Below are 19,392 nucleotides of genomic sequence, written 5' to 3'. Positions count from 1 at the left end.
TAATCCCATCCTGTGATTCCGAAGGGGAAATTCCATGATCAATCCATTGGTAACTGCGGGTGACTCGTGACGCGGCCGACCGGAGGGCGGGCCCGGGAGGCCGTGGTCACCGGTATCGGGCTGTGCCTTCCGGGCTCGGCGTCTCCGGTGTTCACCGCGGACGATCTCTGGAGAGTCGCATCCACCGGAACGTCCTGCCTCATCAAGAACGGCGTCTACTACGGCAGCGTGGATCTGCCGAACGACGCGTTCGATGAACGTGTGCCCGGCATTCCCGAGTTCTTCTCACGCCACTACACGGACGCCCACCGCTTCGGACTGGTGTCGCTGACGCAGGCGTGCGCGGATGCCGGCCTCGAAGTCCAGCGCGACCTGGAAGAGGCGGCCATTCTGGTGGGTCGTGGCGGCGTGGACGCCAACATCGACAGCTATCTCGCCGTCCTCAGGGCCGACCCCGTGACCTTTCCGGTCATGGAGGCGCTGGAGATGTTCGTCGCGGCAGAGCAGGCCGTCACCCCCTCGGACGTCGCGCTGGTCCAGGGCGCGCTCACTCGGTCGAAGGGCGCCAACTTCACCGTCTCCTGCGGCTGCGCATCCTCGGCCCTCCAGATCGGCAACGCGAAGCGCTTGATCGCCGCCGGTGAGGTCGATGTCGCCGTGGTGACTGGGGTCGACGTCTTCAGCGTTACGCTCATCCGTAACATCCAGCGCCTGCTGAGCGGGGCCCAGGGGACTTACGACGCCATGCGGTCCCAGGACATGCCCAGCCTGCTGCCGTCGTTCGACGCCCTGATGCGTCCGTACGACCGGCGTGCCGAATGCATCAACCATGGCGAGGGGTCCGCGACCGTCATCATGGAGAGCAGGGAGCACGCCTCCCGTCGGGATGCCCGCCTCTACGGGCAGGTCCTGTCGCAGGCCACCACCCGCGACGGGCTGGCCAATCCCTTGGCCTGCGACGAGACCGGAGTGGCACTGGTCTCTGCGGTGCGGCGATGCCTCGGTGACAACTGGGAGATCGCCCAGGTGCCCTACATCCATGGTGGCAGCGACGGCAACGTCGTGGTCACGGCGTTCGAGGCGAACGCGATCAGGGAGCTGTACGGACCTGCGTCGCGTGACCTGCTCATGACTTCGCAGGAGGGCTGCTTCGGCCACAATGGTGCCCCGGCAGGCTGTCTCGGGGTGGCTCTGACCCTGCTCATGATGAACCACGGTCAGGTGTGTCCCACTGCCAACTGCGAGGAACCGGCGGACCATCTGACCTTCGATCCGGTTCCGGGGACAGCATCCCGCCCCCTCGACTTCGACTACGCCTTCAGCTTCAACTACCAGGTCGGGGGCGTGAAAAGCGCGATCCTGCTGGGAAGCCCCGAGGTCTGAGCCGCCGCCCTTCGCTGGACGGCCTCCTTCCTGTTCACGGGTCGTCGCCACGACGCCGGCGACCACCCGGGCCCCACTCCGCGGTTCCCCAGGGCTTCCCGCGGGCCTGGTCCGGAGGGTCCTCCCCCTCACACATGCACTGCGGTGCGCATTGCCCCGCCGGCCGCACGGCACACCCCTTCCCCCAAGCCGCCACACATCCCCCCACGTTTCCCACGAACGACAAGGAGACTCCCGTGGCCAACAACAGTCATCCCCGTCGCCCGGCGAACGCGCCCATCGCCGTCATCGGCATGGGCTGCCGGCTCCCCGGAGACGCCGACTCCCCGGCCGCGTTATGGCGTCTGCTGATGGCGGGCCGAGAAGCGGTGGGCGCTCCTCCACCCGGCCGCGAGATGACGAACCCGGGGCACGGACCGTCGGCCGACGCGCAACCAGCCTTCCGCCGAGGCGGCTACCTGAAGGACGTCTCGCGGTTCGACGCGGACTTTTTCGGGGTCTCCGGTCGCGAGGCCGACGTACTCGATCCCCAGCACCGGTTGCTGCTGGAGGTCGTCTGGGAGGCCCTGGAACATGCCGGACTGCCACCCGACCGTCTCACCGGCTCTCCGACAGGCGTCTTCGCGGGCCTGAGCTACAACGACTACATGGACCAACTGGCCGGCCGCCCCCAGGAGCTCGAAGGGTCCATCCTGACGAACGGGCACTGCGTCGCCGCCGGTCGCGTCTCCTACCTCCTCGGCCTGCACGGCCCCAGCATCACCCTCGACACCGCATGCTCGTCCTCTCTGGTTGCTTTCCACCTGGCCTGCGAGGCACTGCACCGTGAGGAGTGCGACCTGTCCCTGGCCGCCGGCGTCACTCTCATGCTCGCCCCGCGCGTCACCCGGTCCTTCGCCAGGATGGGCATGCTGTCCCCGACCGGGCGCTGCCACACCTTCGACGCCGCCGCAGACGGATTCGTCCGCGGCGAGGGCTGCGGCGTCGTCGTCCTCAAGCGCCTGGCCGATGCCCGCAGGGACGGCGACCGCATCCTCGCCGTCGTCCGCGGATCGGCCGTGAACCAGGATGGCCGCTCCGACGGCCTCGCCGCCCCGTCCCTCACCGCCCAACAGGCCCTCTACCGCACGGCACTGGACCGGGCCGATGCCGACCCGGCCCGGATTTCGCTGGTCGAAGCCCACGGCACGGGCACCCCCGTCGGTGACCCCGTCGAGTTCGCCAGCCTGGCCGCCGTGTACGGCAACGGCCTCTCCCCATGCGCCCTGGGCTCGGTCAAGACCGTCCTCGGCCACTTGGAGCCCGCCGCAGGCATCACCGGACTGATCAAGACCGTGCTGTGCCTCCAGCACGGGATCATTCCTCCCAACCTGCACTTCACGCGGTGGAACCCGGCCATTACCGCGAACGGCACCCGCTTCTTCGTCCCGGTCACATGCACCCCATGGCCCGGCAAGCAGCCGGTCAGGCTGGCCGCGGTCTCCTCGTTCGGCTTCTCCGGCACCAACGCCCATGTGATCCTCCAGCAGCCTCCGAAGCCCAGCCGTCGTGCCCGCCTGCCCGCCCCCCGGCGGCCCCGGACCGCACCGCCCGAAGTGATCCTGGTCGCGGCCGGATCCCACCGGGCCCTGCCGACTGCCGCCCGCCGTCTGGTCGACTGGCTGGACGCGGACGGTGCCACCGTCCCGCTGCGGGACGTCGCCCACACCCTGGCCCTGCGCCGCAGCCCCGGCCGAGGACGCCTCGCGGTCGTCGCCCGTTCCCGCGCTGACACCGTCGATGCGCTCCGACTGTTCGCCGACGGCCTGCCGCATCCGGCCCTCATCTCAGGCGCAGCCGATGTCACCGCCCCTCGCAAGCCCGTATGGGTGTTCTCCGGCCAGGGCTCCCAATGGCCCGGCATGGGCCGCGAACTCCTCGCCCAGAACGAGGCCTTCGCCAAGGCTCTGACCGACGTGGACGCGCTCATCCGCAAGGAAGCGGGCTTCTCCGCCCTGGAGCTGATCCGGGCCGGCGAACCCGTCACCGGATGCCCGCGCATTCAACCGGTCCTCTTCGCCCTGCAGATCGCCCTGGCCGCGGCCTGGCAGGCACACGGCGTCCGACCCGCCGCCGTCATCGGCCATTCCATGGGAGAAGCCGCGGCCGCAGTCGTGGCCGGAGCCCTCACCCTCGCCGACGGTGTCCGCGTCATCTGCCGTCGCTCGGCATTGCTGGAGCGGATCGCCGGGACGGGAGCGATGGCCAGCGTCGACCTGGATCAGGCCACGGTGGAGGCCGCCCTTGTCGACGTCGGGGCCGACGCCGTGTCCGTGGCGGTCCTGGCCGCACCTGACACCACCATCATCTCCGGCGACGCCGACCAGATCGCCCAATTGATCAGCCTATGGGACCAGCGCGGGATCCCCGCCGTGCCCATCGCCGTCGACGTCGCCTCCCACAGCCCTCACGTCGACCCGCTCCTGACCGACCTCCACCAGGCCCTCTCTGGTCTGGCTCCCCGTCCACCTCGTATCCCCTTCTACTCCACCGTGGCCGAGGATCCGCGGCACAGCCCCCTCCTCGATGCCGCCTACTGGTGCGACAACCTGCGCCGCCCCGTCCGCTTCCATCCTGCCGTCGCTGCCGCCGCCCTGGACCGCCACCAGGTCTACATCGAGATCTCACCCCATCCCGTGGTCACCCAGTCCCTCACCGGCAGTCTGGCCGAACTGGTCCCCGATGCGGTGGTTCTGCCCACCCTGCGTCGCGCGCAGGACGAACCCACCACCTTCCGAACCCAGCTGGCAACCCTTCACTGCAACGGCGGTACCGTCGACTGGGCCCTCTTGTACGGCGACGGCGGCTTGGCCGACGCCCCCACCATCACCTTCGATCGCACTCGCCACTGGGCCGCCGGCCAGGCACCGTCGGACGGCGCGGATGCCCTGCCCGGCCGGCACACCGAGATCCCTGGCGACCAGATCCGCCACACCTGGCACGCCACCGCTCCTGCCCGCCATCTGCCCTGGCTCGACGACCATCACGTCCACGGCACCTCCGTCCTCCCCGGCGCCGGCTTCTGCGCCCTTCTCCACACCACGGCCCGCACAGCACTCACCGGTGCGGCCACGGACATCGGCCTCACCGACATCACCTTCCATGACCTGCTGCGACTGAACGACGACACCGAGATGAGCACCACCGTCACGCTCACCACCGGCGAGCAGGCCGCCTGCGAGATCCACTCCCGCAACCCGGACGGCTCCTGGCAACTGCACACCACGGCCCTCGCCCGCCGCGTACTCGCACCCCACGACACCCGTGCCACATCCCTGCCCGGCCTCGGCCACAGGCACCCCGTACCCCTCGATCCCGCCAGGCTCTATGCCAGGCTGCGCGCCTGCGGACTTGAGCACGGCCCCGCCTTCACCGGCATCACCACTCTGCGTACTACGAGCCGCCGGGACAGCTTCTGGGCCGACATCCAGCTGCCGTCCACTGCCCGCACCCCCGAACCCGCCCTCAGCGTCCACCCCGTCCTCCTCGACCTGTGTCTGCAATTGCTGGTCGCAGGAGTCGGCCTCGAAAGCGCGCCCGCACCGATCCTGCCGGTCCAGGTCCGCACCCTGCGGATCCTCGGCGACCCCGCGCAGGCCGTCCACGCCCACGCGCGCGTCACCGAGAAGAGCGACACGACGCTCGTCGGAGACGTCCGTGTCCTGGACGCCCACGGCCGGCCCGTCCTCGCGCTCGACGGCGTGCGGTTCAGCCGCCACGAACCCGCCGACAGCACCGCCGTCGACCAGTGGTTCATGGAACTCGGCTGGTACCACGTCCCCCCTCCCGGCACCGCTTTGACCCCGCCCGGGAACTGGCTCGTCGTGGACGAGGGCGACGGCCAGGCCGAACGCCTGGCCGCGCTCCTGCGTGCCGCCGGTGCACGGTGCGAGGCGCGGGAATGCCCGTCGGACGGGGAGGAACTCGTAACCCTGACCGACACGTTCGGCCGGTACCTGGCCACCGGAACGGACCCCTGGCGCGCCGTAGTCCTGCTGTCCGGCACACCGTCGGCCCCCGACACCGACCCCGTCCAGGGCGCACAGCAACAGGCCCGGCGGCTGCTCGCCTTCGCTCAGGCCGCCGAGGAGCACTGCGGAGCATGGCGCCTGTATGCCGTCACCTGGCACGCATGCGCCGTCACGGCGGACGAGGCCGGTCACCCGGCTCACAGCACAGTGCGCGGCGTGGCACGCGTCATGGCCGTCGAGCAGCCTCGCATGCGACCCACCCTCGTCGACACCGACCCCGGCGAGGAAGGTCTGCGTGCTCTGGCCGCCGAACTCCTCGCCGACGCGCCCGAAGACGAGGTCGCACTGCGCGGTGGCACCCGATACGTTGCGCGCATCGACCGCGCTCCCATCACCCCCACCGAACGCACCGCCCGTGCCACCCGAACCGTCCGGTTCGGGCAGGACGGGTTCCGCCTGCGCGTCGGACGGCTCGGCGATCTCGACAGTCTGGAACTGGCTGCGACCGACCGCCGCCGTCCCGGCGAAGGCGAGGTCGAAGTGCGCGTCGATGCCACGGGCCTCAACTTCCGCGACGTCCTGACCTCCCTCGGCATGCTGGGTTCGGAGCCGGCCACCCGCTACCGCATCGGCTTCGAGTGTGCGGGCGAGGTCAGCGCCGTGGGACCCGGCGTGGACCACCTCCGCCCCGGGGACGCCGTGCTTGCCGTCCAGCTCGAAGGCGGCGCCTTCGGTTCCTTCATCACCCTCCCCGCCACCGCCGTCATCCCCGTGCCGCAGGGCTTGGCGCCCGCCACGGCGGCAGGACTGCCCACGGCGTTCCTCACCGCCTGGTACGCCTTGCGGCACGTCGCACAGCTCGCCCCGGGCGAACGCGTACTGATTCACTCCGCCACCGGAGGCACCGGCCTGGCTGCGATCGCCGTCGCCCGACTCCTGGGCGCGGACGTCCTGGCGACGGCCGGCACCGAGGAGAAACGGAACCACCTGCGCGGCATGGGGATCCGCTGCGTCATGGACTCGCGCACCCTGGACTTCGCCGAACAGACCCGCCAAGCCACCGACGGGCAGGGGGTCGACGTCGTCCTCAACGCCCTGGCCGGCCCTGCCGTCCGCGCCGGGCTCGAAAGCCTGCGCCCGTTCGGTCGGTTCATCGAGCTCGGCGTACGCGACATCATGGCCGACGCCGCCCTCGGACTCGCCCCGCTGCGCCACAACATCACCTTCAGTACCGTCGACCTCATCGAACTGCAGCAGCGGCGCCCGGAGTTGTTCGCCACGGTATTGCGCGAGGTCATGGACCACATCGCCGCCAAGCGGCTCAAACCGCTCCTGTGCACCGAGTATCCGCTCGATCGTGCAGCCGACGTCTTCCACCTGATGGCCCGTGCCGGGCACATCGGCAAGATCGTGCTGACCGTCCCCGACCGGGGAGAGGCCATCGCCGTCATGCCGGACGGCCCACCCGTCGTCCGCGCCGACGGGGCCTACATCATCACCGGCGGTCTGGGAGGTCTGGGACTGGCCACCGCCCGCTGGCTGGCTGAGCAGGGAGCCGGCCGCATCATCCTCAACGGCCGCCGACCCGCGTCGCTCGAAGCCGCACGAACCGTCAACAACCTCACCGTCGGCACCACGGTCGTCCTCGGTGACATCTCCCGGACCGGCACCGCCGAAAGACTGGTCGCGGCGGCCACCAAGGGGGGTATGCCCTTGCGCGGGATCGTGCACTGCGCCATGGTCCTCGACGATGCCGCGCTGACCACCGTCCGCGACCACCAGCTCAAACGGGTATGGGCCCCGAAGGTCACGGGTGCCTGGAACCTGCACCGGGCCGTCATGGACCACTCACTGGACTGGTTCGTCCTGTACTCGTCGATGAGTTCCCTGCTGGGCAACGCCGGACAGGGAACCTACGCGGCGGCCAATGCTTGGCTCGACGCCTTCGCCACCTGGCGCACCCGCAGCGGACTGCGCACGCTGGCCGTCGACTGGGGTCCCTGGGGCGAAACGGGGCAGGCCGTCGACTTCGCCGAGCGCGGCTACGAGACGATCCCCACCCGCAAGGGCCTGGAGGCCTTGCACTCCCTCCTCACCCACCAACGGGCCCAGACAGCCGTGATCCCCGGCCCGCCTCAGACCTGGATCCCCGGCGCGGCCGCGCACTCCAGCCTCTTCGCCCTCCTCGCTCCGGCTCCGGGCGACGGCGCCGAACCCGCCACGGACGGTGTCGACGCCGCGAAGCACTCCGCGGGCGGCGCCGCGAACATTCGCGCCCGCCTCGAGACCCTGCCTGCCGGCATCGCTCGCCAGACGGCCCTGGAGCGCTACCTGGCCGACCACATTCGCGCGATCCTGCGTACCGGTAGCAGCACGCTGGACCCGCACACCCCCCTCAAATCCCTCGGCTTCGATTCTCTCCTGGCCACCGAGCTGCGCATTCGCCTCGGTAACGACCTCGCCGTCCGCCTCGCCGGCAACTTCATCTGGCAGCATCCCACCATCGCCTCCCTCGCCACGGCCCTGGCCATCCACATGGGCCTGGCACCACAGGATGAACCGACCCTTCCCGACACTGACCAGTAGCACTCGGGCAGGTTGGCTCACGCATCTGCCCGGCGGTGATGCTCGCGGCGTCGTCACCAGGGGCCAGATGCAGCGCGTCCGGTGGTGCGGTCCATGAACTGCGGCCCGTTTCCAGCGCGCAGATCACCGAGTACGGCCGGCCGGGAACAGGAATGTGCTGGTGTGTTCCTTGGTCGGAGCACATGCTCAGCCGAAGGCCGCCTGCTGCGCCGTTGCGGCGTGGAGGAGCAGATCATTCGCGAGCTTCTCCGGCCGGCCCGGACAGGGGGCCCATGGCCGTATCGGTAATCGCGTCAGGGGTCGGCGTCGAGTGGGACGCCGACCGACACTTTGGCGATGTTGGCCGGCGGGTGGAAGCCGTCCGCCTCCGCGAAAGGGATGCCCAGCCGGTCGGCCAGCAGGCGGGCTACTGTCGCCTTGCCGGTCCCGGAGACACCTGCGACCACGATGCACGGTGAGCGGGACTCGGCATTGAGGGACATTTCGGTGCTTCCTCCACTGAGTCGCCACGGCGGTGGGCCCTCGGCCATGCCCGCAGTCACCTGCGAGGCTTCCCGCTCGCCCGGTTGGCTCAGCGACTCGTGGCTGCGCTCGGCGTGAGGCTGGAGGCCAAGCCCGTAGGCGGCCGGGCCGCGGCCCCGGTGCGGCCGCCGCAACCGTCGAGCCGAGGAGGGACCATGGCTGACCAGTCGGGAGAGACAGGGCGCATCGTTGTCGTGTTACGGCACTCCCGCCAGTGTGCTGCTCGACGCGGCCCGTGACGCCTCCTTGCTCGTGGTCGGCAGCCGAGGCCTCGGAGGCTTTGCGGGACTCATGCTGGGATCGGCCGCCCATCACTGCACTCAGCACGCTGCCTGTCCGGTCGTGGTGATTCGTGACGGCGGGCAGTGAGCGTGGTGTCCGATGCCAGGCCCTCGTCACACCGTGAGTACGGGAGGCGGATCCTCGGGGCGGACGAGGATCCGCCCCCGCCGCTCTCAGCGAGCGATGCCCGTCCGTTCCGCCTGCGCCAGCATCGCGCGCCACGTCCTTGTCGGCGGCGGCGTCCTCCAGGTCGAGACGACCAGACCGGCATCGTCGTCGGCGTCCTGCTGTTCGGGCTGCTGGGGGCGGGAGGCGGGAGTCCTCAAGGCGTGGCGGCGAAGCCGCGGGGGACGGCGAAATCAGCGAGCGTCGCCGTGCCCGGGGCGAGCTGGGCCCATGTGCCCGGCAGCTCCAGTACCGCGACAGCGGAGGTCGGGAACTTCTCGCGGGCTCGCGCAAGTGCCTCGTCGTCCCCGCCTCCCACCAGGGACAGGACCACGTCCTGCACGCCGGGCTGGTGGCCTATCAGCAACACGGTCCGCCACCGCTCCGGGACTTCGCGCACGACGGCGACCAGGGCGGACGCGCTCGCCTCATACGCCCGCGGCTCGAACACCACCTCCGGCGACGCGTCCAACTGGGCCGCGACCAGATCCCACGTCTGCCGGGTACGCCGGGCGGTCGAGCAGATGACCAGGTCGGGCACACAGTGTGCCTCGTGCAACCAGCGTCCGGCCGCGGGGGCGTCCCGGCGGCCCCGGCCCGCGAGCGGGCGTTCCTGATCGGGTACACCGTCCGGCCAGGCTGACTTGGCGTGCCGAAGCACGATCAGTCGGGCCGGAACGAACCCGGGCACGGTCTCACCCCGCTTCAGACAGTGGAACGCGCCCGATCGCGCGTATGAGTTCCAGGCCGAGTATCCGGTCCAGAGAGGCGAAGGTCTTGAACTTCGCACCCTCGGGCATGCCGACGGCCGCCTCGGCGCGGAGTAGCAGATCGAGAACGGCCGGAGTGTCGAGGTCGGCCGCCAGCGCGTCAGCGGCCCCGCGACTGAACTTCTCCGGGGCCGGTTTCGAGGGAAGACACGCCCATTGCACCGCCCGTTCCCTCCACCGTAGAAGCGTCCGTTCGGCATCGACGACGTCATGTGGCGTGAGGGTGACAGGTGTCGATTCGACTGCGACGGTGACACAAGGCACTGCCCCCACCTCCCGTAATGCCAGAAAAACGGGATCACGTACAGGCCATCGGCGCTGCGGTGGCGCGCTTACGGCGAGCCTCATCGCCGGATGCCTCCATTGTCCAGCGCGGAGGCAGGCGTCACAACTGCCGCACCCTGGCCGGACAGAAGAGGCGGTGCTGGACGGTCCCGGCCAGAGCTTCGGAGCGCAGGGCACGGCGGTCTCCCTCTATGTGCAGCACCCGGACGGCAACACCGTGGAACTGCGCTGGTACCCGCAGGACGCCTGAGGTTACCCACGGCGACCCAGTGGGAACCCCCTAACCCCGCACGATCGCTGGACTTTGCAGGACTCCGAACAAGTCGCCTGATTGTCCCAGGCGACGTCAGGATGACCCGACTGAATGGTTGGCTCTGCGCCTATGGCTACGTTCAGTGATGGGCATTCGGACGCGAGGGCGCCGCGATCAGGGCCGAGTTCAGCCTGATTTCCCGGCCACGCCCAGCACGTCTTCTTCCGGTGCTGGTTCTGTGCTGACTTTCGTGTCGTTGTCCTGGGGCATGGCGGGGTCACCGTGGACTTGCTGCGTACCTTGATCGGTGACGATGCGGTGCCGGTCGATGTGATGCAGCACGGCTTCCCCTCCTGCGCGTTCACCACAATGACCTGCCCGTCGTGGACATCGCTTCGGTTGCGCACCTGGAGTGACCAAGTTGCCCATTCTGCCGGGTGATTCGCCGAGCAGCAGCCGTGGAAGTAGGCGATTCCGTGGGTTCGGCGGTAAGTCGCCGGGAGCCGGTCCGGCTTGCCTTGCTTTGCCCAGCAGGAGCCGGCGGTCGGACGGATGCCGAGCGGGCCGAACTCGTCGAAGGCGAAGGCGAAGGCTCAGATATCGTGTGCAGCCATGGGTGAACTGATATTGATCAGGCATGGCCAGACCGAATGGAGCCTGTCGGGCCAACACGCCGGCCGCACCGACATCCCGCTGACTGACGCGGGCGAGGCCGCGGCCAAGTCGCTGGCTCCGAGGCTTGCCCAACGCCATCTGGTCGCCGTGTTCAGCAGCCCGCTGAGCCGCGCCATGCGGACGGCCGAGTTGGCCGGCCTGACCGGCGTCCAGCCCGATCCCGACCTGATGGAGTGGGACTACGGAGGGTATGAGGGCCTGACCGCGGCGCAGATCCTGGAGACAACGCCTGGTTGGGACCTGTGGCGGGACGGCGTGATTCCCGGCGACGCAGCCCATCCTGGCGAGGGGCTCCCACAGGTGGCCGCGCGCACGGACGCGGTGCTGGACCGGATCCGGCCACTGTTGGACGATGGCGACGTCGCCATCGTCGCCCACGGTCATCTGGGGCGCGTGCTCACCGTGCGCTGGCTCGGCCTCGACGCGTCCGCCGGCCGGCTGCTCGGCCACCCGCATCCAGGCACGCTCAGCTTCCTGGCCACCGAGGACGGGCAGCCCTTCATCGCCGCCTGGAACGTTCCGTAGCGGCAGCCCGCTGCCTCACGCCGTGCATCGACCCACGTCGCGGCGGACCATTCCGCTCCGTCGTGCCACCCGAGAGGGCGCCCCCAGGCACCGCCCGTCACTGGGTCAATTCGGCCCGGCAAAGATCGGCGCCAGCGGGATCACCGCGGTGCTCCGGCCCTCCGCGTCGAGGATGTGACCTCCCCGCTTGTACGTCCGGAAGCTGACGTATCGGTCCGCGATGGCAATGGACGGGAGCTCGCGGACCAGCGCGGCCTCGAAGGGCGCGATCTCCGCGGTACTGCGGAACCACATCGTCAGCAGCATGTTCGAGGGCCCGGTGATCGCCTCCAGGATCCGGCACCTCGGATGTGTGCCGAGCACCTCGCCGACCCGGTTCACCTCGTCCGGCCTCACCGCGATCATGAACGTGGTCGGGACGACAGGCCCGACGATGGCGTTCGCGCCTTCACAGCGCAGGGCGATCCGGCCGGAATCGATCATCTTTCCCACGCGGCGCCGAGCAGTGGGTCCGGTCGTCCCGCACCGGTCTGCGAGGTCCGTCCAGGGCTGCCGCCCGTCACTCAACAGCACGTCGAGCAGAAGGCGGTCGAGATCGTCGAGCGCAGGACCCGCCCTGCGGGGCGCCCCGGCCTGCGGCCGTGTCAGCAGGGCGGACTGCTGCAAGTCCAGCGCCTGCACCCGCCACCGCGACCCCTCCCGATAGGTCGCCAGCACGACGAGCGTTGTCACAGAGACGATCCCTTCGATCGTCTCGATCCGCTCACTCAGCACCCGGGCCAGGTCGTCGAGGCTCGGTGCGAAGGCGTCGACCAGGAAGTCCGCCTCGCCCGACGTCGCGGACACCGAGACCAGGGCGGGCTCGGCGATCAGTGCTGCGGCGACGTCGTGTTTGGCCTGCGGCCGGCAGCTGACGACCAGGAACGCCGCGCACCCGTAGCGCACGAACGCGGGACCCGGGCCGATCGCAATCCATGCCAGGCCGCACGTGGACAGTGCGCTCCACCTTCTGGCCAACGTCTTCGGCGTGTGCCGCAGCGCCCCGGCCAGCGCCGCCCAGTCGGCGCGCGGGTTGAGCTGGAGCGCGTCGATGATCGCGATGTCGAGTTCTGATCCCGGATTGGCGTTCATATCGGGCAGCTTGACGCCCCTGTGCGTCAAATATGGGCAGGCTGACGAGTTTGGTGATGCAAGTCACCCACAGTGGTGGGGCGGGCTGCCCGTACAGCCAGGTTTCCAAGCGCCATCGAAGTCGAGGTCAATGATGCGGACACAGTCACCACCGTTGGAGCAGGCAGTCGCGCAGCGGCACCTTCCTGCAAAGGTGCTCCTGGGCTCGATGGCCCTCGTGGAGCTCCTGAGCGGCGTGACCCAGGGCTACCTCACACCACTGCTGCCCTCGCTGGGCAGCGCCCTGCAGATCACCGATGCGGGACAGACTCGGATCTACCTGTTGTCCCAGCTCGCCTTCGCCGTGTGGACACCACTCCTCGCCAAGCTCGGCGACACATACGGCTACCGCCGCTTCCTACGGGTCTCCATCGCGCTTGTCGCGGTCGGCTCGCTACTGATGGCGGCCTGGCCGAGCCTGCTCACCATCTGCGTCGGCGTCGTGCTCCAGGCCGCCGTTGTCGGCTTCATGCCGCTGCTCATCGGCATCATGCGGTACCGGGCACCGGAGCACCGCCGCTCCGGAGTCGGCCTCCTCGTCGGCGTGCTGACCGCCTCGGTGGGCGCCGGTGGTGTCATCTCGGGCTCGCTCAGCGAGCACTCTGCGGCCTTGGGCCTGTGGGTTGCGGTGCCGGTCGCGGTCCTGGCCGTGATCGCCGGCCTGCTGCTCCCGGACGGGGCTCCGCGCACCAGGGAGCGCCTGCCGCTCCGGGCGTTCGCGCTGCTGACACTCGGCCTCGTCGGCGTGGTGTCCGCGCTCTCGCTCGGCAACAGCTGGGGCTGGACCTCGGCCCGCACCGTCGGCTCGCTGGCCGGAGGCCTGCTCGCCCTGGCTGCCTGGATCGCCATCGAGGCGCGGGCGGCGACCCCGCTCGTCAATCTGCGGATGCTGACCAATCCGCCCGTAGCCATCGTCTCAGGGGTCACGTTCTGCCTGGCGTTCTCAACCATCGGTTTCTTCGGCGCGAACGCCGTCTTCCTGGGCTCCTCACCCGACAAGGCCGGGTTCGGGCTGGCCTACGGGCCGCAAGCGATCGCGCTGATCGCGCTCGCGCTCAATGTCTTCGCTCTCGGCAGTTCCCTCTCCACCGCTGCGCTGCTGCGCAGGTTCGGCGAGCGTCAGACGCTCGCGCTCTCCGGCATCGTCATCGCCGCGTCGTTCCTGAGCCTGCTGGCGTGGCACCACACGGCGCCGCAGTATCTCGCCGCGATCGCGCTGCTCGGCGTCGGCTTCGGTGGCTACCAGGCCTCGACCCGCGCGTTGTGCGTCGAGTGCGTCCCGGAGAAGGACACCGCCATGGCGGCGGGCATCAACGAGCTCGCGTTGTCGTTCGGCGCGGCGATCGGCGCGTCCGTCGTGGGCGCCATCATGGCGGCCCACCAGACCTCGGCCGGCGTCACCATGCACGCGTACACCTGGCTGTGGTCGGTGTGCGCCGGCGTCGCGCTCACCGGTGCGGGACTGGGTCTGTGCTACCGCAAGCGAGATGAGTATCGGTGAGCGCCGAACGCACCGCCGTGCCGGCCGACATCGCGACCGCGATCGCGACTGCAGTCGATCGCTGGGCCGACAGGCTCGTCGAGCTCAGCCACAGCCTGTACCGAGAACCGGAAGAGGCATTCGCGGAGCATCGGTCCTGCGCCAAGATCGTCGACGTCGTGGCAGCCGGAGGCTTCGCCGTCGAGCAGGGGGTCGGTGCTCTGGACACGGCGTTCACCGCCACGCGGGGGACCGGCGACCTGACGATCGGCTTCTGCGCCGAGTACGACGCGCTGCCCGAGATCGGGCACGCGTGCGGGCACAATGTCAACGGCGCCGCGGCGGTCGGCGGCGCGCTGGCACTGGCCGCGGTCGCCGACGAGCTGGGCATCCGCGTCAAACTCATCGGAACGCCTGCGGAGGAGGCCGGGGGCGGCAAGGCGATTCTCCTGCGGGCCGGGGTTTTCGACGATGTCGCTGCGGCGATGATGGTCCACGCCGGCGGGCAGGACGAGGTCGACGGCTCGTCGCTGGCGATGGCCCAGTGGACCGCGGACTACACCGGCCGGCCCTCGCACGCCGCGACCGCGCCGTGGGAGGGCGCGAACGCGCTCGACGCGATCTCGGTGGCTTACCACGCGGTCGGGCTGCTGCGGCAGCAGCTCGAGCCGGGGCTGGTCGTCTCTTTCATCGTCACCGAGGGTGGGCGGGCACCCAACGTCATTCCCGCGAACACGCAAGCGGCGGTGGAGATCCGGGCCGGCTCGGTGGCCCAGCTCCGCCGGGCGCAGGCCCGGGTCCGGGCCTGCCTGGAGGCCGGCGCGCTCGCCAGTGGTACGACGCTGGAGATCACCCCGTGCGGGGAGGAGTTCGCCGACCTGCTGCAGGACAGGTTCATGACCGACGCTTATCTCCGGGCGCTCAGGGCCCGGGGGCGGACCGCGGTGTCGCGCGCAGGTGAGCACATCGCGTCGACCGACATGGGCAACGTCTCGCAGGTGCTGCCGGCCATCCATCCGACCATCGGTTACGAGGTCGGCGGCGCCGCCCACCATACGGCCGAGTTCGCGGAGCACGGAGCGTCGCCCTCCGCCGACGCGGCGGTGCTCGACGGGGCTGCGGCAATGGCGCTGGTAGGAGCGGAACTCGCAGGCGATCCCGAGCAGCGGGCCCGGCTGCTCGGCGGGGTGCGGAGGCGGCGGTGCGGCGCCGGGTTCCGACCGCGGTGTGGAACCGAACATCGACAGTGCGCCTGCCGATGACCTCATCCATGCGGTTCAAGCGGCGTGCAGGTACTGGTGGAGGACTCCGCCGAGCTGGTCGTGTCGGCGCATGTACAGGCGGGCGATTCGCTCTGGTCCGGTGATCGGCTCGGGTGCCGGGCGACGCCGGGTTGGTCATTCATGTCACCGCCGCGGCCGTCCGATCGAACGGCCGCGGCGGTGGTCGACGGCATCAGCGTCGCTTCCCATGACCGGGAGTGCCGGCCCACCACCGCGCCTGCTCGTCCACGCTACCCGCCGACCCCGGATTCTCATTTCGCGGGAATCCGCTGTCCGGGTACGGAAGCCGCTCCACAGCCTGCGCGGCGTGATCGGTTCCGAACAGGCATTCCGGACGACCGTGGTGCCGGCCTCGTGCAGACAGCTGAGGATCAACTCCTGGCTGGGATACGGCGCATGGACATCGTGATCCCGCTCTTCGAGCGCTTCGAGTCGCTCGACGCGATCGGGCCGTACGAGATTCTGGCCCACGTGCACGGTGCCACCGTGCGCTTTGTCGCCCCCGAACCAGGCCTGGTGCAGGACGTGTTGGGTGCACTGCCGGTACACGTCCCGACCAGGTACTCCGAGGTGGAGCACTGCGACGTCCTGCTGGTCCGGCGGCGGAGGCGCCTGGACCGTGGATGTGCATAGGAATTTCTGACGGAGCGGGTGGCACGTGCTGCGCGTCGGGATGATGTCGGCGGTCCGGCGGGGGAGGCCTCGTCCTCGGGCCGACGCCGTGTTGTGGCGAATCCGTCCAATGAGGAAACGACCCTTCGTCCAGGGACCACCGTGACCCGGGCCGGGCCGTGGCGACGCCGTCATCCCATTGACCGAGCAGCTCACGGATCTGTGACACGCAAGGACCTGTTTCTCGACGAGTGCTCGCTGAACGGAATCGAGAGGGGAGATGACTGTGGCCGGCTCCCTGTCGTCGCGTGCCCGCCAGGGATTGCGGGACAGCCCTTCGGCGTGCCGCCCGCGCTGTGGGCGGAGGCCGTTGCGCGAAACTTCGGCGGCGGACGAGTTCGCCATTCCGCCACGATCTTGCCCAAAGCCCTTCTAAGATCGCTGGCAAGGCGGTTCTCCGCATCTCTATGTACTCCCCCACGAGCAGGGCGTCAGGCCCTTCTGAATGCTGAGAGCAGGAGATGACATCTACGAATGAACAAGCAAAGGGAGCCGCGCCCGAGCAGCGTCGGCGGAGACCGGGCATGCTCGGTCGCCGCACCGTTGGCTGCCTGGCCGCGCTCGCCTTGGGAATCGGTAGCGGCTCGTTAGCCGTGGCGCCTGCGGCACACTCGCAGGCGGGGGACGGATCGGTGACGGTCCGGGTGATCCGGGCCGTGGACAACAGCGGCGTGTGGACACCCGCGCTGGAACCGGGCATCGCGGGCGTCAAGGTGACGCTCACCGACGACGCCGGGACCGGCATCGAGGGGGTCACGGCGGCCGACGGCACCGTGACACTGACTCCGACGGAGGGCAGGACCACCAGCGGCAAGTACCGGGTCCAGGTGGTGAATCCGAAGCCGGGTGTGCTGTTTCCGGCCTTCGCCTCGCGTCAGGGACTGGACGGTGCGCCCAACCAGTTGAGCAGCAATGAGGAGTTCGTCGACCTCTCCGGCGACAAGAACGTGGCGTACACCACCGGGCTGTGGAGTCCGGGTGACTACTGCCAGAAGAACGCACCGCTGATGACGACCTGTCAGCCCGCAACGCGCGAGGGCGCGACCCAGCGCACGCTGGTCTCCTTCCCGTACGACGCGCGCGGCCAGGACGGCGTCGACGTCAACGTCACGAACATCGCCACCAACGCCGAGACCGGCACGCTGTTCGGCATCGCGTGGAACAAGGCCGACAAACGGGTGTTCTCCTCGGCGCTGGCCAAGCGCACCACGGACTACGGTCCGGGTGACGCCGGGGGGATCTATGTGACCGACCCCGCGCGGAAGAAGACCTCCCTGTTCACCGTCGTCCCGGACGCGGGGACGACGGCGCACGGCCCGGGTACCGACGATGCGTTCCTTGCCGTGCCCGGCAAGGAGAGTCTGGGCGGCATCAAGATCACCGATGACGGCAAGGACCTGTTCGTCGTCAACCTCAACAACCGCAAGCTCTACCGCTATGACGCCACGGTGGCGACCGCGGCGGCGCCGAAGGCCGTCTACGCGATCCCGGACCCGGGCTGCCCGGCGGCCGGGGACTGGCGCCCCTTCGGCCTGGGGATGCAGGACGGCACCGGCTACCTCGGCGGGGTCTGCTCCGGCGAGTCCACCGGGAAGGGTTCGGACCTGCGCGCGGTGGTTCTGCCCTTCGACCTGGGCACCGGCGCCTTCCAGGAGGCCGTGCTGAACCAGCCGCTGGACTACCCGCGCGGCTCGACGGTCGGCGCCGGCCCGTGCGACGGCGCGGGCTGGTACCCGTGGACGAGCACCTACCCGGTCTCGCAGAACGGACGGCCGTGCGGCAATTCCACCATCGCCAACCCCGAACCGGAGTTGGGCGAGATCGCCTTCGAGGCCGACGGCTCGATGCTGCTGGCCTTCCGCGACCGCTTCGGCGACCGCGCGCCAGCCGGTCCCACGCCGAACTCCGCCGCCCTCGTCATGTCGGGCGGTGACCTGAACAAGGCCTGCCCGGCGGACGGCATGTATGTGATGGACACCAACAACGGCTGCGGGCTGTCCCCTCGGGGCACGCGGTTCTTCGACACCAGCTGGGGTGGTCACCGCAACACGGCCTTCGCCGGCATGGCGCTCTCCAAGGCCGAGAACACCATCGCGACCTCCGCTTTCGACCCCAACCACACCGCCCTCGGGTACGGCACGTCGTTCCTCCAGCGCGATGGCACGCAGGACCCGGAGTTCGGCCTGCGCCTCAACCCGCCAGGGACCGTAGCCCCGTTCGGCAAGGGTGCCTCGATGGGCGACCTGGAGGTGCTCTGTGACCAGGCCCCGCTCCAGATCGGCAACCGGGTCTGGTACGACCCCGAGCGCAAGGGCATCCAGAGCCCGGGCCAGCGCCCGGTCGCGGGCGCGACCGTCAACCTGTACGACGAGTCGGGCAAGCTCGTGGGAACGACCGAGACGACGGCGCGCGGCGAGTACTACTTCGACGACTCCAATGTCACCGGAGGCCTCCAGCCGAGGACCAAATACACCATCCGCCTCGACAATCCGGCCGACTACGCCAAGGACGGCCCGCTCTACCAGTGGGTGCCTACGGACGCGGATGTCGGCGACAACCACTTCATCGACTCCAAGGGCATCGTCCCGCGCGACGCGAAGTTCCCGGAGCGGGCGCTGACCACCGGCGGGCCGGGAGAGAACGACCACACCTACGACTTCGGCTTCCGGCAACAGGAAGGAGTGCTGCGCCTGGTCAAGCACGACCAGGACGGCAAGCCGCTGGCGAAGGCAAAGTTCCAGCTGTGGAAGGAGACGAATGGTTCCGACGGCTTGCAGGCCACCGGGACGGAGCCGGACACGCCGGTCGACAAACCCTGCCTGACCGGGACCGACGGCATCTGCCAGGGCGCCGGCGCGCAGGGGACGTACTACTGGCAGGAGGTCAGCCCGCCCGAAGGGTACGCCGTACCCGACGTGGCGGTGTTCGGGCCGCTGGTGCTGACCTCCGACAACCTCGACGAGGGGGTCTCGGTGACCGCGGTCAACCAGCGGCTGCCTGGCCCCACGCCGACGCCGACGCCGACGCCGACGCCGACGCCGACGCCGACGCCGACGCCGACGCCGACGACGTCGGCACCGGACACACCGGGCAAACCGGGTTCGCCGGGGGCTCCAGGCGCACCGGGTGTACCGGGTGCACCGGGCCACGCGTCCAACTCGGGCCTGGCGTCCACCGGCATGAGCCAGGCGGTTTTGCTGGCCCTGGCCGGCTGCGCCGCGCTTACCGCCCTCGGCGGGGCTCTGGTCGTACTGATGCGCAGGCGAAGGGCACAGCACCGCTAGCCCCGAAGCGGGGCGACCGGCACCGGTGACCCTCCGGGCCGGACTGG

Annotated in this window: 12 protein-coding genes and 4 pseudogenes; 9 read left to right on the top strand and 7 right to left on the bottom strand. The window is 69.9% G+C overall.

Annotation, left to right across the window (positions count from 1 at the left end):
- Positions 1-66 precede the first annotated feature (66 nt).
- Together ACF1B9_RS24325 and ACF1B9_RS24320 are read left to right on the top strand one after the other, a co-directional pair.
- The gene (locus ACF1B9_RS24325) at positions 67-1,383 is read left to right on the top strand and encodes a beta-ketoacyl synthase N-terminal-like domain-containing protein (protein ID WP_391743547.1); all 1,317 of its coding nucleotides are present in this window, start codon (positions 67-69) and stop codon (positions 1,381-1,383) included.
- Positions 1,384-1,619: 236 nt separating this feature from the next.
- Positions 1,620-7,979 (top strand): SDR family NAD(P)-dependent oxidoreductase, encoded by a 6,360-nt coding sequence (locus tag ACF1B9_RS24320; RefSeq protein WP_391743548.1) that lies wholly within the window; start codon positions 1,620-1,622, stop codon positions 7,977-7,979.
- A gap of 18 nt (positions 7,980-7,997) precedes the next feature.
- Here the strand turns inward: ACF1B9_RS24320 and ACF1B9_RS24315 are convergent.
- Both ACF1B9_RS24315 and ACF1B9_RS24310 read right to left on the bottom strand, forming a co-directional pair.
- A pseudogene (locus ACF1B9_RS24315) lies at positions 7,998-8,151 on the bottom strand (transposase); the annotation flags it as partial.
- A 121-nt stretch (positions 8,152-8,272) separates the two neighbouring features.
- Complete coding sequence (locus ACF1B9_RS24310) at positions 8,273-8,461, bottom strand: hypothetical protein (RefSeq protein ID WP_391743550.1); 189 nt, start codon at positions 8,459-8,461, stop codon at positions 8,273-8,275.
- Positions 8,462-8,699: 238 nt separating this feature from the next.
- On the opposite strand from ACF1B9_RS24310, the pseudogene ACF1B9_RS24305 reads away from it, so the two are divergent.
- Positions 8,700-8,870: pseudogene (locus ACF1B9_RS24305) on the top strand (universal stress protein); the annotation flags it as partial.
- A gap of 235 nt (positions 8,871-9,105) precedes the next feature.
- Here the strand turns inward: ACF1B9_RS24305 and ACF1B9_RS24300 are convergent.
- Both ACF1B9_RS24300 and ACF1B9_RS24295 read right to left on the bottom strand, forming a co-directional pair.
- The gene (locus ACF1B9_RS24300; RefSeq protein ID WP_391743552.1) at positions 9,106-9,639 is read right to left on the bottom strand and encodes a SixA phosphatase family protein; all 534 of its coding nucleotides are present in this window, start codon (positions 9,637-9,639) and stop codon (positions 9,106-9,108) included.
- A 4-nt stretch (positions 9,640-9,643) separates the two neighbouring features.
- The gene (locus tag ACF1B9_RS24295; RefSeq protein WP_391743554.1) at positions 9,644-9,880 is read right to left on the bottom strand and encodes a hypothetical protein; all 237 of its coding nucleotides are present in this window, start codon (positions 9,878-9,880) and stop codon (positions 9,644-9,646) included.
- Between the two features lie 259 nt (positions 9,881-10,139).
- On the opposite strand from ACF1B9_RS24295, the pseudogene ACF1B9_RS24290 reads away from it, so the two are divergent.
- Positions 10,140-10,253, top strand: a pseudogene (locus tag ACF1B9_RS24290) (VOC family virulence protein); the annotation flags it as partial.
- A 189-nt stretch (positions 10,254-10,442) separates the two neighbouring features.
- Here the strand turns inward: ACF1B9_RS24290 and ACF1B9_RS24285 are convergent.
- Together ACF1B9_RS24285 and ACF1B9_RS24280 are read right to left on the bottom strand one after the other, a co-directional pair.
- Positions 10,443-10,598, bottom strand: a complete 156-nt coding sequence (locus ACF1B9_RS24285) for a hypothetical protein (protein WP_391743556.1) — start codon at positions 10,596-10,598, stop codon at positions 10,443-10,445.
- Positions 10,599-10,701: 103 nt separating this feature from the next.
- Positions 10,702-10,840, bottom strand: a pseudogene (locus ACF1B9_RS24280) (IS630 family transposase); the annotation flags it as partial.
- 28 nt (positions 10,841-10,868) lie between these two features.
- On the opposite strand from ACF1B9_RS24280, the gene ACF1B9_RS24275 reads away from it, so the two are divergent.
- The gene (locus tag ACF1B9_RS24275) at positions 10,869-11,456 is read left to right on the top strand and encodes a histidine phosphatase family protein (RefSeq protein WP_391743558.1); all 588 of its coding nucleotides are present in this window, start codon (positions 10,869-10,871) and stop codon (positions 11,454-11,456) included.
- Positions 11,457-11,561: 105 nt separating this feature from the next.
- On the opposite strand, the gene ACF1B9_RS24270 is transcribed toward ACF1B9_RS24275, so the two are convergent.
- On the bottom strand, positions 11,562-12,587 hold the full coding sequence (locus ACF1B9_RS24270) for an Lrp/AsnC family transcriptional regulator (RefSeq protein ID WP_391743560.1): 1,026 nt from the start codon (positions 12,585-12,587) through the stop codon (positions 11,562-11,564).
- 154 nt (positions 12,588-12,741) lie between these two features.
- On the opposite strand from ACF1B9_RS24270, the gene ACF1B9_RS24265 reads away from it, so the two are divergent.
- The 4 genes from ACF1B9_RS24265 to ACF1B9_RS24250 all read left to right on the top strand — a co-directional run bounded on the left by ACF1B9_RS24265 (position 12,742) and on the right by ACF1B9_RS24250 (position 19,345).
- Positions 12,742-14,127, top strand: a complete 1,386-nt coding sequence (locus tag ACF1B9_RS24265) for an MFS transporter (protein ID WP_391743562.1) — start codon at positions 12,742-12,744, stop codon at positions 14,125-14,127.
- Positions 14,124-15,368: an amidohydrolase gene (locus ACF1B9_RS24260; RefSeq protein WP_391743564.1), complete on the top strand. Its 1,245-nt coding sequence runs from the start codon at positions 14,124-14,126 to the stop codon at positions 15,366-15,368. The genes ACF1B9_RS24265 and ACF1B9_RS24260 overlap by 4 nt, the downstream gene beginning before the upstream one ends.
- 417 nt (positions 15,369-15,785) lie before the next feature.
- Positions 15,786-16,022 carry a hypothetical protein gene (locus tag ACF1B9_RS24255; protein ID WP_391743566.1) on the top strand — a complete coding sequence of 79 codons (237 nt, stop codon included), beginning with the start codon at positions 15,786-15,788 and terminating at the stop codon, positions 16,020-16,022.
- Between the two features lie 671 nt (positions 16,023-16,693).
- Positions 16,694-19,345 carry an SdrD B-like domain-containing protein gene (locus ACF1B9_RS24250; protein WP_391743568.1) on the top strand — a complete coding sequence of 884 codons (2,652 nt, stop codon included), beginning with the start codon at positions 16,694-16,696 and terminating at the stop codon, positions 19,343-19,345.
- Positions 19,346-19,392: the final 47 nt, after the last annotated feature.

This window comes from Streptomyces sp. NPDC014727, from assembly GCF_043083485.1.
Classification (GTDB): Bacteria; Actinomycetota; Actinomycetes; order Streptomycetales; family Streptomycetaceae; genus Streptomyces.
Note: the sequence above shows the minus strand (reverse complement) of the source record. Positions and strands in the feature narration are given on the sequence as shown.